The sequence below is a fragment of the Vibrio sp. IB15 genome, from assembly GCF_016406055.1.
In the GTDB taxonomy this organism is placed as follows: Bacteria; Pseudomonadota; Gammaproteobacteria; order Enterobacterales; family Vibrionaceae; genus Vibrio; species Vibrio chagasii.
This window is the reverse complement of the sequence record NZ_JAEFCE010000005.1, coordinates 26,031-38,957: the sequence shown is the minus strand read 5'-3', so window position 1 is coordinate 38,957 and position 12,927 is coordinate 26,031. Positions and strand designations below refer to the sequence as shown.

General features: G+C 43.2%; 12 protein-coding genes. 2 read left to right on the top strand and 10 right to left on the bottom strand.

The annotated features are described in order from the left end of the window. Positions 1–2: 2 nt before the first annotated feature. The 3 genes from JC606_RS03085 to JC606_RS03075 all read right to left on the bottom strand — a co-directional run bounded on the left by JC606_RS03085 (position 3) and on the right by JC606_RS03075 (position 2,378). Positions 3–551 (bottom strand): ECF-type riboflavin transporter substrate-binding protein, encoded by a 549-nt coding sequence (locus JC606_RS03085; protein ID WP_004737739.1) that lies wholly within the window; start codon positions 549–551, stop codon positions 3–5. A gap of 301 nt (positions 552–852) precedes the next feature. After that, positions 853–1,983: an HlyD family secretion protein gene (locus JC606_RS03080; protein WP_137406214.1), complete on the bottom strand. Its 1,131-nt coding sequence runs from the start codon at positions 1,981–1,983 to the stop codon at positions 853–855. Continuing rightward, on the bottom strand, positions 1,983–2,378 hold the full coding sequence (locus JC606_RS03075; RefSeq protein ID WP_137406215.1) for a DUF3302 domain-containing protein: 396 nt from the start codon (positions 2,376–2,378) through the stop codon (positions 1,983–1,985). Before JC606_RS03075 ends, JC606_RS03080 begins: the two co-directional genes overlap by 1 nt. A 248-nt stretch (positions 2,379–2,626) precedes the next feature. On the opposite strand from JC606_RS03075, the gene JC606_RS03070 reads away from it, so the two are divergent. Next, positions 2,627–3,529: a DMT family transporter gene (locus tag JC606_RS03070; RefSeq protein WP_198777946.1), complete on the top strand. Its 903-nt coding sequence runs from the start codon at positions 2,627–2,629 to the stop codon at positions 3,527–3,529. A gap of 96 nt (positions 3,530–3,625) precedes the next feature. Here JC606_RS03070 and JC606_RS03065 read toward each other — a convergent pair whose 3' ends face one another. The 4 genes from JC606_RS03065 to deoD all read right to left on the bottom strand — a co-directional run bounded on the left by JC606_RS03065 (position 3,626) and on the right by deoD (position 9,122). Beyond that, a complete protein-coding gene (locus JC606_RS03065; protein ID WP_198777944.1) occupies positions 3,626–5,206 on the bottom strand; it encodes a GGDEF domain-containing protein in 1,581 nt (526 codons plus the stop codon). Beyond that, positions 5,206–6,675 (bottom strand): hypothetical protein, encoded by a 1,470-nt coding sequence (locus tag JC606_RS03060; protein ID WP_198777942.1) that lies wholly within the window; start codon positions 6,673–6,675, stop codon positions 5,206–5,208. Before JC606_RS03060 ends, JC606_RS03065 begins: the two co-directional genes overlap by 1 nt. 185 nt (positions 6,676–6,860) lie before the next feature. Next, positions 6,861–8,330: an IS1 family transposase gene (locus JC606_RS03055; protein WP_137406219.1), complete on the bottom strand. Its 1,470-nt coding sequence runs from the start codon at positions 8,328–8,330 to the stop codon at positions 6,861–6,863. An 81-nt stretch (positions 8,331–8,411) separates the two neighbouring features. Further along, positions 8,412–9,122, bottom strand: a complete 711-nt coding sequence (gene deoD / locus JC606_RS03050; protein ID WP_004737732.1) for a purine-nucleoside phosphorylase — start codon at positions 9,120–9,122, stop codon at positions 8,412–8,414. Between the two features lie 348 nt (positions 9,123–9,470). On the opposite strand from deoD, the gene JC606_RS03045 reads away from it, so the two are divergent. Continuing rightward, complete coding sequence (locus JC606_RS03045; protein WP_137406220.1) at positions 9,471–10,466, top strand: L,D-transpeptidase family protein; 996 nt, start codon at positions 9,471–9,473, stop codon at positions 10,464–10,466. A 314-nt stretch (positions 10,467–10,780) separates the two neighbouring features. Here the strand turns inward: JC606_RS03045 and JC606_RS03040 are convergent, their stop codons facing one another. The 3 genes from JC606_RS03040 to JC606_RS03030 are packed head-to-tail and all read right to left on the bottom strand — an operon-like array spanning position 10,781 to position 12,922. Next, a complete protein-coding gene (locus JC606_RS03040; protein WP_198777940.1) occupies positions 10,781–11,827 on the bottom strand; it encodes a phage integrase in 1,047 nt (348 codons plus the stop codon). 21 nt (positions 11,828–11,848) lie between these two features. Further along, entirely contained in the window at positions 11,849–12,742 is an 894-nt protein-coding gene (locus JC606_RS03035; RefSeq protein ID WP_198777938.1) for a DUF2971 domain-containing protein, read from the bottom strand. Between the two features lie 21 nt (positions 12,743–12,763). Further along, positions 12,764–12,922 (bottom strand): hypothetical protein, encoded by a 159-nt coding sequence (locus JC606_RS03030; RefSeq protein ID WP_198777936.1) that lies wholly within the window; start codon positions 12,920–12,922, stop codon positions 12,764–12,766. Positions 12,923–12,927: the final 5 nt, after the last annotated feature.

Sequence of the window (12,927 nt, the reverse complement as noted above, 5' to 3'; positions counted from 1 at the left end):
GCTTATGCCTCAGTCAGGTTACGGCTTTGTTTGTTGCGTTTAGCGACTGATTTCAGGATCAGCAAGCCAACAACAGCGATCAGAACGGTGTTACCCGCTGCAATAATAGACAGTTGAGTGAAGACTTTAGTAAACGGTTCTGCATAAAGGATGGTATCTAGGAATGCAGAGCAGCCGTAACCGACCACATTACCGGCAAGGGCAAGTACCACAAACAGCGCAAAATCTTTCATTGGCAATTCGCCTTGTTGAAGGCGGTTCTTGGTGAGCATCGGGAACAAACCGATGATCATGCCCACGATACCTGAGCCTAGTACCCAAGTTAACCAAACGCCCCAACCAGCGAATAGATCCGTTACCCAGTGGCCAATGAAGCCGACTAAGAAGCCTACAATTGGGCCGAACAAAACAGAAAACAGTGCTAACACCGCCATCGCTGGTTTTAATGTCGTATTAGCGAACACTGGGACACCAAACATAGGTAAACCACCAATGCCATACAGTGCTGCGCCAATGGCAATGACAACCACTGTTTTAGCTGAAAAGTTCATAGGTAACCTCAAATACTGAAAGATAAAAATAACAAAGAACGTATATTCGCCATTTCTAATAGGTATCTCATCGAGATCGTTTTTTAGGCAAATATGAAAAAGAAGGCGCGCATTATACAGTAGAACCCTTCCATAAGGGAAGGTAAGTGTCTAGATGTCTAAAATTCCATCCACATACGCCTATATGATGTAAAAAGCCGTGGGTTGTGGTTAATCAAGCAACAAAAAAGCCAGAGCAGGTCTGGCTTTTCATTCACATTAACAGTGTGTTAAGTCAGTTCTTGACCAACCTATACCTGGCTTAATGGTCTAGGTATAGGTAGTTTTGCCAACTCTTCATGCGGATAAGTACTTTACGCATGATAGAGACGTGAGTGAAGCTATCTGAATAAACCGCAACTTCTACTGCTGTACCCATAGGTAAATGGAAGTCAGACAGGTCATCAGTAATGCTTAATTTAACAAGCACACGGCCACTGGTACGCAATGCCTCAGTACCTAGTAGTTCACCTCTCGCTTGAAATTGGCTCTCACCGATGGCTGGAATCACTTCTTCGATTCGTCCTTTGAATACTCTGCCTGGTAATGCTCTGAACAGGAACTCTGCTTCGTAGCCTGGCTGTAAGCGCTGCAAGGAGTTTTGTCTAAAGGCTGCAGTGTAGAACTGGTCTTCTGTGTGGACAAAGGTCATCACAGGAGCGAGTGGAAGTGGTACCGCCATAACTCCCGGACGCAGCGCTAATTGTGTTACGTAACCATCTGTAGGTGCTCGAACGACAGTTTGCTCTAAGTTAAACTGAGCTTTACGCAATTCAGATAATAGACTTAACACCGCCGTGTTCTCACCACCGATCTCAGAATCTAAAGCAAATTTTGCTCTTTCTAAGGTTGCATCCGCCACTTTAACCGCTGCTTCTGATGCTTTGTAAGCTTGTCTACGAGTGTCCAATTGTTGTTCCGTAAAGGCGCCACTGTCGTAACCGCGCTTGTAACGAGAGAACTCACGCTGTGCTTTATCTCTTTCAGCAATGGCTTTGATTCTCGCAGCTTCTGCTTCAGCAACATCAGATTCCATTCCTAACGCACCTTGGCTCGCTTCTTTTACTTTTGCTTCTAATCTTGCGACCTCAGCCTCGAATGGAATAGGATCGATTTTAAAGAGGATATCACCCTTTTTAAGAGGTTTATTCGCCTTTACAGGTACTTCAATCACTTTACCTCTAACCCCTGAAACGATAGGAGTTGTTGAGTAAACTTGGTTACCAATCTGAGTGAAAGGGTGGTTATAGTTCATCAGTAAAATCAAAGTACCGATGATGATCACACCGCCAAGAACAGCAGTAGGGACAGTCCATTTATTGAGCGGAATGTTGAACACCTTAAAAATGGTGATACACAGTGCCGCATAGGTCATTATCAGCAGTAAATCCATTACTTAACCTCCTGATCTTGAGCTTCATTTTGGTCGTTGTTTTGCTTGCTTTGCTCTGGCTTTGCTTTCTTGAGCTGTGATATTTCTTCCTGAAGAGTGCTCACTTGGTCGATTAAGGTATCAACGCGGTGGTGAATATCGTGCTGTTCTTCTTCGAGTTTGGCAAAGCCCCACCCACGATCTTTGCGCCATAACGTCGCCCAGATCCAAAGAAACGGCCAAATAGTGTGTAGAGTGAAAAGGCTAACCCAGCCAGAGACATGAATAGCATCTTGATGAGGATGATTGCGTCCTTTAGCAATTTCATAGGGAATATCGTGAATGACGATGATGCCGTAGAAGATGACTAATGCTACGAAAATCAGTAGACCGAGCGCAAAGTAGTCTAAAAACATAACAGATCCTTGTGATGTTAGATATTAGTTTTAAATATAGTAGGCTACCATCCAAGTAATTGTTATCAAAATGATTTACCGAGTTATAAATAATGTGTTTTTGCTTCTAATGTGAGCGATGTCATTATTGGAACTTATAAAATCACTCTCTAATTTATTGAGTTATTTCTGTTATCTTGTTTGTCATACTGGTTCAATAGTGATCGTTGAAGTATGCGTGATGCACAAAACCACAAGGATGGATACAAATGTATATAGGTGAAATAGCGGCGATCGGTGCCGCTATCGTGTGGGCGTGTGCAACTTGGATTTATGGGCAATTTGGGCATCGTTTCTCAGCAATGCAGCTCAATATCATCAAGGGTTTGGTTGCTTCCGTAATGATGCTGCTTGTGATGCCGCTTATCCCAATGCCAGAGTTTGAACTGAGTTCTAATCACTTTTGGATATTGGTAATTTCAGGGATTATTGGAATCGCAATTGGTGACAGCGCTTACTTTGCTGCTTTGAAAAGAATTGGTGCTAATAAGACACTGCTGCTTGAGTCTTTAGCTCCGCCTCTTTCTGGCGTGCTGGCTTTGATGTTCTTAGGTGCTGCGTTGACACTTCAAAGTTGGCTCGGTGTCGTCATCACCACTTTAGCGGTGACCTTCGTAGTATTTCAGCCATCTAATTCGGTGAGTGATGATTCAACTAACCAAGCGCAATGGAGCGGCATTGGGTACGGGCTAGTAGCAAGTGTGTGCCAAGCTTCAGGTGTGGTCATTTCTCACTATGCTTTGGTTGCTGGTGATATCCCACCTTTGTTGGGGGCGTTGATTCGCCTGACAATCGGCGTGTTTGCGGTGATGATTATTATTCCTTTTGTTGAGAATAAACCTTACTCATCAATCAAAAGGGATTTGTGGGAGATGACGAAACTCGACAAACTATGGTTACTCAGCGCCATTTTTGTTGGGACGTTTCTCGCGCTTTGGTTGCAACAAATCGCTTTAAAAAATGCCAATCCCGCGATAGCTCAAACATTGATTGCGACCAGTCCGGTCTTTATTCTGGTGATCTATGCGTTGAAAGGGGAGAAGGTCTCAAAACAGAGTCTTATAGGCACGCTTGCCGCAGTAGGTGGAATATCTTTGTTCTTCTATCAATAACGTCTTTTCATGAATAGATAAAGCTCGAAGCAAGTTATTGTTTTGCTATTGGGTAGTGCCGAGCTGAAGTGGTTCGGCACTACTTTAACTATTTCATTACTCGGTGCAGACTTGGTTTCGACCGTTTGCTTTTGCACGATATAAGGCTTTGTCTGCTCGATAGAAGGTACGCTGTGTATTCTCTCCCTCACGATGCATCGTGATACCAATACTGACTGTTAAGCCACGCTCACCGAGTATTTCATGCCAACCAAATTGGAAAATTCGTTCACGGTAATTCTCTGAGTGCATTTCTGCTTTTGCCATGTCGGTATTTTCGAGAATTACTAAGAACTCTTCCCCACCGAATCTGACACAGGAAGCGCCTCGGAACTTGAAGTATGACCTTAACTCTTGAGAAACACTTACAATTGCTTTATCGCCCACTAGGTGGCTCAGTTCATCATTGATCGACTTAAAGTGATCAATATCGACAACCATGAGTGCGAAAGAGGTATCGTGTAACAGCATGTCTTTTAGCTTCACATCTAACCATCGGCGGTTGTTCAAACCAGTTAATGGGTCGGTGAAAACATCCTGTTGGAGCTGTGCCACAGCGTTTTTGTGCTGTTCGGTTGTCTCTTTTAGCTCTCGGTTTTCTTGTTCAGAGAGGATGAGTTTTAATTGCAGCTCGAATCTCGATAGGCGACGAAGCTGGCTGGCTCCTAGTTCACTGATTGGGATCTGTTTCATTAGATCCGTCTCAATTCGGTAGCCTTTTTTCTCGTAGCTTAGTGCTTCCTGAAAACGTCCTTGGTTCATGCACACGTCGCTTAGCGAATCATAGAACCGTTTAGCGAGTACTGGGGATGAGTAAACCTTCATGCGCTTGTCTGTACTCGACAAGATCATGCTGGCGTATTCTTGTTTACCAATTGCACTTAAACAATGAGCGAGCTCGAGACGTGTCATGGTTGCTAACCAACTTGCTTGCGTGTTGTTAGCAGAGTATTGAATCTTAGACAGGCAACGCAGTGCTTCGTGATACTTCTTCTTTGCACGCAACACTTTTGCTTGGTATAGCAATATTTGAGCAGTCAGTAATTTGTTGCTGACCAGAATACTGAGCTCTTCACACTCATTGAGCAGGTCACTCGCTGCAGTAATCCTATTCAGTAGCACTAGGCTCGCCACCATATGAAGCTTGAACTTAAGACGAAGTGAGCGACTACTTATCGCATGGTCAATGCTGTTTATTTTCTGGTAATAGCGGAGAGCTCGGTTGTGGTCGCCATAAGCGTCACACAGGTTTCCCATACCTAGAATTGCCATGACGTATTCATCGATATAGCCATGTTCAACGGCGATGGATGATGAGCTAACGAACTCATTCAGTGCCGAAGTGTAATCCCCAACTTCTACCAAGCGATCACTTAGGCTAGTTTTTACGGTCAGAATATCTTCTATATCTGTTGGCAAATTTAATAGATTGAGTGCCAGTCTAAGTTCTTCGATACTGGTTTGGGGTTGCTGGAGTTCAGCGCGATATTCCGAACTAATGATATAGCAGTGCGCTTGCTCGGTTTTGGTTGTCGAAACATGCTGGCGAATATGATTCCAGAATATGATTGCTTCTTCACCTGAAACGGAAGAGGGGTCTAGACCGGCATCGGTGATTTTACTTAGTAGCGTTTCCATCAAACTCTTACCTCGGCATCGTCTTCTTCTAGTTGTTCCAGAGTGAATGGGAACGTCAAAATGTCATTGAGGCTGACGGTTGGTTTTGAACCTTTTAATCCTTTTCTATGCCATGGATAAATATCAAGCATGGTGCTTAGAGTTTGGAAGGTTCGCTCTGCGGCTTCGCCTTTTTCAGAGAGCATGAGCGCAACACGCTCAGAACTGAGCCTTGAAATGAAGTCATCTTGATTACATAAGGTGTGAGCGATTTCGGTACAGACATCTAAGTAATCGGGATCGACATGTTGAAAGATAATAATGCTGTGGTTTGAACGCTTAAGCTCTGTTTTGAACAGAACCAGCTGTTCCCACCAAAAGGTTTCAGACACGACATAAGAGAGATGCTTTTCAGGGTCATACTCGTGTTGGCCACGAATACGGTTGATGAGCTTTCTCGCTCTCTGTTCGAGCTGGCGTTTTGAACTGCGCGCTTTATCTAAACCCACGCGAGTGGTTTGTTCTCGAAGCATACCGATAGAATATTGACGGTACTTCTTAAAGGCGATCAAAGCGGCTTTAAAATCTTGGTTTTCTTCTGCGACCAGCGATTGCTGATAACAGATTTGGCTGAGCAGCTCACCATTATCAAACTCGTTTGCTGACTCTTCCGCAAGCCTAAGTAACTCTGCAGCTTGCTCTGGTCTTTTTCTGAGTAACTCTAAGCGCGCACGGCTGATATAGGAGTGGGCTTTCATCCATACCAGATTGTGTTCAACCGCAAGTTTATGCGCTTTGGCTGTGGCACGCTCAGCGTCGTCTAAACGCTCAAGCCCAAGTAGTGCAAGGCCTCTGAAGTCCCACACCTCGGCATGCCAAGTGTTGTCTTTGTGTCCTTTTAACGCTTCTTCCGCACCATCTAATACCGACAGCATTTCAACATAGCTGTTGAGCAGGTAGTAATCCCACGCGAGAAGGATTCTTGCTTTGCCTTCAAGCCAACCAATACGGCTGTTGTTTGCCACTTTAACCGCGAGTTGGTGTGTTGAACGAGCCAGCTTATATTCGTGAGTTATTCGCCAGATGTTGCCCAGACCAATCAGGCATTCGATCTGTATTTCGACTTCATCGACCAATGCAGATTGCTCTAGCGCATTGATCCAGAACTGTTGTGCAGAATAGTATTTGGCTTGTCCCCAATATTGGAGCGCATGTAAGTGAAGGATTTCAGGAAGAAAAAGGTCGGTGTCTAATCGGGTCTGGCGCTTATAGGCTTCTTTGACGTACTTTAAACCTTTTTGGTAATCCATCAGGCTCCAGCAACATCTCGCCATTAACATAAGCGATTGGATCGCTCCTTCTTCAAACAGAACTTGTTCGGATCTGACGAGGCACTGCTGGGCAATCTCAAGGATCACCAGCGGTTCAGAGTCGACACGAGTTTTGAGTTGTTCTAGTTCTGTTTCAAGAAGGTACTGATTTTTGTCCAAGGCATAGATCCGTAATTATCGAACATATTGATAACACTATCATTATAAGGGTGTGATTTAGGATAAGCACTAATTATCTTTCTTAGAGCACTAAAGGAACACGTATCTTTTCCAATTATGGGTGTTACCTCATGTTGTTATCTAAAAATCAATGAGTTCCCTAATAATCATCTAGAGGTACGTTTCTATGAAAGTAGTTGCTTTAGGGTCAATGGCTGTTCCGCTACACCTAAGCGTTGCGCTGCCGTAAGCCCTTGCTTATCTTGGTAGCACAGATTGTGCCAAGCTCTAAATATGTCGAGTAATGGAAGAATGCCACCAGGACGAAGCTTACGTCTAGGCTCATTAATAAAGCTATCAAATAGCACCTGAAAACGCTCTTGATAAAACTTAGTTTGTTGAATTGAAGCAGTATTAAACCACTGTTTTGGCTCTGGATTGTTACCTGTTAGGTAGCAGATACCTTTCTGTTTATCACCTTGATTAGCAATAGCCCAACGGTCGCGCCACCAACTCATATGAACGATGTCGATCTTTTCAAAACTGTGATCGTCTTGCCATCCGGAATCTTCCTCGACGTACATAAGGTCAATATTTTGACTCTGTATGCGCGGCAAACAAACGCTTAGAGCGGCAGATCTAAGTAATGGATCTTGTGGCATATAGATCGCTACGTGCTTATTTTCATCGCACATGTCTAATACATGCAGGAAGTGAGCATAGGACGTATAAGGCGGTCGAATTAGCGCCCCTTTTGACGGGTAGCTAAATGCAGTGAGATTCCCCATTGGATCCTCAACGTTGCCTCGCGCCAAAATAACTTGGTATTGTTGCTCAATACGCTCTTTTAGCTTGTCAGAACGTTGCGGTAGCTCAAGGTTTGCCTCTGAAGAGTGCTCTTTGGATACAAAGCGTGCCACATCATCATACGGATTGTGGTCAACATTTCCTGAGGGCTCTTCATTTTGTGAGTAATTCACATGTTGGCAAAGGATGTACCCAGAGTGTGCTTCACCTGTCGCGATCCAAACCACACCGTTGTTGCTGTGAGGTTGTAAACGCTGATAGTGAGAGGCGAACTGATAATCTTTGGCATGGTTAACCCATCGAGCATCAATCATCGCGAGTTTGCGACGACAACGGCTAGCGATATGGTCAACATGATCATAGAAAGTTTTAGGGTTGATCTCTAATTTTCTGCAGATTTCACGTACAGAATATCCCATGAACAATAAGCCCATGAGGTTCTCTTGGAACTGGAGTTTTTTGTTGGAACCAGACCACTTGTCAACGAAGGTTGATTGGCAGTCTTTGCATCGATAACGCTGCCTGTCGCCACTGTAGCCGAAGGCATGGTAAAGATGTTTGTGAGTATGAACCGATAAGCCGAAGTTATCGCAATCATCATTACGACAGGCAGGGAGCCCATCGCTGTGAAGTTGTCTCAGGCGATGAAGTTCGCTTAACACTTCACGATTGTTAAGTAAGGGGGGGAAAGCTCCACATTCACGACAAACCATCGCTGGACGCTTAGGGTTAGCGTGTTGCAAAACATAACGTTTTGCATCGCTCAAGCCAAAGTTGTCACACGCCAATGTTTTACAAAAGTTGAGTTGCAAACCATCTGCATCTTTTGGCAGCTTGTCGTTAGACACGATCTCCCCCTCGGGATTATTTGAGCAGCCAAGCGAACTTGGCTGCGGGGTATTGCTTTTCAAAGTATCGTTAATCAATGATTAGATGTTGATAGCTGTCTCTAGAGCTACTTTCATCATGTCGTTGAACGATTTTTGACGCTCTTCTGAGCTTAGTTTTTCACCACGGATGATGTGGTCAGAAACTGTTAGGATTGTTAGTGCTTTCGCGCCTAGGTCTGCAGCAACGCCGTAGATACCTGCCGCTTCCATGTCTACACCTAGGATGCCTAGTTTTTCCATTTTCTCGAAGATGTCTGCTTCAGGTGTGTAGAATAGGTCAGCAGAGAATACGTTACCAACTTTCACTGGCACTTCTTGAGCGCGCGCTTGGTTTACAGCTTCTTCTAGAAGACCGAAATCAGCGATTGCTGCAAAGTCGTGGTCGTTAAAACGAATGCGGTTAACTTTAGAGTCTGTTGAAGCGCCCATACCGATAACAACGTCCATAAGTTTAACGTCGTCACGTACTGCACCACAGCTACCTACGCGAATTACGTTCTTTACACCGTACTCAGCGATCAGCTCGTGTGTGTAGATGCAAGCTGATGGGATACCCATACCGTGGCCCATCACAGAAACTTTCTTACCTTTGTAAGTGCCTGTGTAACCAAACATGTTGCGAACGTCACAAACTTGCTTAACGTCATCAAGGAATGTTTCAGCAATGTATTTTGCGCGAAGCGGGTCACCCGGCATCAGTACTGTTTCTGCGAAATCACCAGCTTGAGCGTTAATATGAGGTGTAGCCATGGTCGTTCTCCAAAGTTTAAACGGTAATTTTAGGAACAGAATTTAATCAATTACCGATTCTGTTGAATTGAATTCGTTTTGTTGAGGCAATATTAGCGAGTTAAAACGAGCCTCCATGAGACGTTAGTCACAAAATGGGTCTGCTATTATCGTTTTATTAATATTGATAACTAAATATGTTGAAAGCGTAAAGGCAATCGATTTTGTATCGATAAATTAAAGGTCAGATAAAGGAAACACTTAGACGAAAGCGCAATTGCATCTGGTGTTTGAGGCAACAATACATTGTAGAGACGTTTGATCAGCGATAATCTAAACTTTGATAAAGATGGCAAACCAAGGAATTGTATGTTGTATTGCCCTAACTCGACGCTTATGTACTCTATGAAAATATATATACGTAAGATCGCTTTGCTCGCACAGCGAACGACTAGGTTTACTGTGAAAGGGACTTTGATTGCTGCTGGGGTTGCGTCGTCGTGGGCCTCTGCGGCAACTTTTGAGCTTCCTCCGAAAGAGAGCCGTATTGTTGGCCGGATACAACAGCATGAAGTTGCTACTGGTGAAACGTTAGCCATCATTGCAAAGCAATACGATATCGGTTTTCTTTCTTTAATGGCGGCAAACAAAGGTGTTGATCCTTTTCTTCCTGCTGAAGGCTATGTACTGAGTATCCCTAGTCGTTTGATTCTGCCGGACACCCCAAGAAAGGGAATTGTGATTAACCTTGCCGAGTTAAGGCTGTATTACTTTGAGCCCGAGAAGAACCAGGTGCACGTATTCCCTGTCGGCATTGGTCGAGTAGGACGTGATACGCCAGAAATGATTACCAAGATAAGCCAAAAAAGACCCAACCCGACCTGGACACCACCGAAGTCAATCCGTCAAGAGTATCTAGAGAAAGGGATCGAATTACCTAGGGTGGTTCCTGCTGGACCAGAAAATCCTCTAGGTGAGTACGCGCTGCGACTTGCGTATGGAGCTGGGGATTACCTGATACACGGCACCAATAAGGACTTTGGGATTGGTCTGCGTGTGAGCTCTGGCTGTATTCGAATGGAACCTAAAGATATCGAGTGGCTTTTTGAGCAGGTGAGCCGCGGTGAGCAAGTGACGATCATTAATGAGCCGATCAAGATCTCGTTAGAACCAGATCGAAGTGTGTTTGTTGAAGCGCATGAGCCATTAACTCGCAGTGACGGTTCTAAGAAATCACTTCAAATTCCTGTTGAACTGAAGTGGTGGCTTGAAGATGCAGATTTGCCTAACTCAAAAGCCAAAGCGGTTATCTTTGCGCAAAATGGTGTACCTGTTGAAATTGCTCCTCCGGTGATTGAATTTTAACGCACTTCTTCTTATCTGAGGCAGTTTGCTCTACTAGATTCGCTAATTCCCCCAAAAAAACAAGAGCACCACATCTGTGAAGAGGTGGTGCTATCAATTTACTGCTTTTGCAACTTATTTAATCTACAGCTTAATCGCGTTTAAATATCAAACTACTTAGTGTAATTGATAGTGGTTTCTACAAATCAGTGAAATAAAGGTTTTGTATTCTATTTCAATGGTTTAGTTTTGAGTCATTTAATCAATACTACCCATTAACCTTCAGTATCAATAAAAAATGTCGCCACTTTGTCGCCATTATTAGGTAAAAGTGGCTACAGACCTAATCTTGAAATAGGGTTTAACTCGGCAGCTTGAATCAGGTGATCTGGTGAAAAATGGGCGTAACGCATAGTCAGTTTGATGTCACTATGACCAAGGATTTTTTGCAGTACTAAAATGTTGCCGCCTTCTTCCATAAACCGACTGGCAAAGGTATGACGAAACACGTGGGTGTTTTGTCCTTTCGGTAAGTTTGGAAATGTTTTGTTAACGATATACCCGATACCGTAAAGACAGCATTTAAACAACTTATCCTTTTCGCCTGTTCGTTTAAACTCTATCAATTCGTTATAGAGCTTTTCGGTGATCGGTACAGTACGGTTTCTTTTACTCTTGGTATCAAGAAACGTGATTTTGTACTTTGTAATCTGCGGCAAACGTAGGTTATTAGCTTCGGAAATACGGGCACCAGTAGATAAGCAAATTTTGCAGATTAGTTCGTATTCCTTGGCTCGTTTACTTTTGTTTATTCTAGCGAATAGCACACTAATATCGTCATTTGAGAAAAAGCCCATTTCAGATTCAGCAACTTGAATCGATTTTACAGTGGCAAGTGGGTTTGGCTGCGTCCACTCACCAAGAGCAGTCAACTCATTAAACACGGCTCTTAAACATCTTAGGTCAAGATTATTAGTTGGTGCGGAAATCAATCTACCAGCGTTTGTCTCACTACCGAATCGGTTTTTTGCTTTACGGCTAGAGCGCCAGTGAACAAAGTCTTTTGCGGTAAACTTGATTGCAAACGGGTTGCCGAGTTCTTCCACAATAGTGAGAAGGCGAGGGTAAACTTTTTGGGAAGATTTAAGGTGTTGACCGTGAAGCTTGTACCAAAGTTCGACTAAATCTTGGAGTGTGCGCAAGTCCTTCTTGTCACCTAGCCAAGGTTTGTCATCAATTTCTTTCATCAGAAACTTTTCATAAGCTAACGCTTCGCCTTTGGTGGCAAAGCGTTTGCGTTTTCTGGCTCCGCTTCGGCCCTGTGGGTAACACTCACAGAGCCATGGTTTTTTGTGCCCGTCCTCTGTTTTACGAACGCTCATATAACTAAGATTTCGGTTGGATTAATAAATATGTTCTTCAATAGCAACTGAGTAATCACTTTTATTGGGTGTGGCCTTGTACATTCTTATGCCATTTTTACGACAGATAAGTTCTAAAACGGTTAAGTTAGTGGGGGATATACGGAATCCGAAAATTACAGCTTCAATCGCATTTTCGACGTTCTTAACACAACCAACGGAACCATTATCTTTAGAGCCAATAGCTATGTGTCGGTATTCGCCCTCATACTCCCATCGCTTATGCTTTTGAATTAGAAATTCATAGTTGGTGAATTGAATGTTGAACGTAATATAGTGGCTGATCGGTTGAATTGCATTAGCGAAGTCGTGAATAGGTTGCGCTTCACTGAGTGAAGACGTTGCTTCTAAGTTTCGGTAAGTGATCTTTTTGGGTGAATTGACATAATCTACTGGGACTGTCATGCCAAAATCTTCGGAAGCGGAAATGGCTTGTTCTTTGTACGCAATACAAATACCTTGCATACCATTTGCATAATGAGACCACATAAGTGGACTATCTATATTGGACGAAAAACAACAGACGTAACTTTGCTCATTGAAAGTAGCTCTTTGATTTTCGATTATTAAGTTAACTTGTTTTTTGAGTGATTTAAAAAAGTGTTCGAGATATGAACGGTCACCAAGATACAAGTTTTCAAGATATATCTGCGGTATAAGCTTCCATTCATTATTGATTGCAGCTAAGTTTTTGATGGAAAATTCATCCCAATCAAACTCGAAGTGAAACTCAAATGGGTCATTGAGAAATTCGGGTTTAGAATGCCAGATATTACCAGTGAGGAGTTCATTGATAGTGTTATTGTTAAAATCCCTATAACGGAACAGGCAGTCTCTCTTTAGTTTATCTATTTGTATATTGATATTACGCGTCATAGGGGATCTCGAATTTTTCAATTAATGATTCAAATTTTTCATGCTGAAAATCAAGACAGCTTGAACCAATACTTTTGGGTTTTCTAATGCGTTCGCTGGGGTCAGTGTGCTTTCAACATCATTAAAAAATGTATCGTAGTCTTTACCAGCAATGGTGAAAGTTGCGCTATCAAACTTCATGTAAG